Origin of the sequence: Methylorubrum zatmanii, assembly GCF_014845115.1 — a bacterium.
GTDB classification, from domain to species: domain Bacteria; phylum Pseudomonadota; class Alphaproteobacteria; order Rhizobiales; family Beijerinckiaceae; genus Methylobacterium; species Methylobacterium zatmanii.
Genome location: NZ_NKUI01000212.1, coordinates 1 through 728, shown reverse-complemented (window position 1 = coordinate 728; position 728 = coordinate 1). Strand labels below are relative to the sequence as shown.

The following is a 728-nucleotide window of genomic DNA, read 5'->3' as shown; positions in this document are numbered from 1 at the left end:
CGGGCACGAGCGTGTCGGTGACGTAGGTCCGGAAGCGTGCGCCGTTGGTGGCTCCGTCGAACAGGGAAGTGGCACACAGGCCATCGCTGCGCAGGGCGGCGGTGATGGTGGTGGTCTTGTAATGCCCGTGCGGGACGGCGAGGCGGCAGCGCTCGCCCCGCGGAGCCCGACCGTAGCGGCGCGCCATGTTGGTGGCTGCGGCGGTCTCGTCGAGGAAGACCAGTCTGTCGGGATCGAGGGCGTCCTGGTTCGCGAACCAAGCCTCGCGGGCCGCCCTTACGTCCTCGCGCGCCTGCTCGGCGGCCTGGATCGCCCCTTTTTACGGGTGATGCCGTGCCGGGCGAAGAAGCGGGACAGGCTGCTCGTGCTGGTCTGCACGCCGTGCTCGGCCAGGGCATCGCACAACTCGTGCAGGAAGATTGCGGGCCGCGCCTCGTAGGTCGTCAGGATCAGGTCGGCCTGCGCCTCGATCCGGTGCGAGGCGTGATCGCCACCCGACGGTTTAGGCGCGAGCCGCCCCTCCTGGCGGAACTGTTCCGACCAGCGGCTGGCACTGGACACGCTGACCCCGAACCGGGCGGCCGCCTGATGACAGGACGCCCCCTCCCAAACGGCAGAGACGACACGCTGGCGTAGATCGACGGACAAGGGCGAAGGCATCGGCATCCTCCTTTACCCCTCAACGTCCCAACTCCCGCGCCGGCCCAACCCGCTCGGGCACGGCTCTA

The 728-nt window shown here is 69.5% G+C and carries 1 pseudogene; it reads right to left on the bottom strand.

Annotated elements, in window-relative coordinates:
• A pseudogene (locus MZTS_RS21350) lies at positions 1-660 on the bottom strand (IS630 family transposase); the annotation flags it as partial.
• Between the last annotated feature and the right edge of the window lie 68 nt (positions 661-728).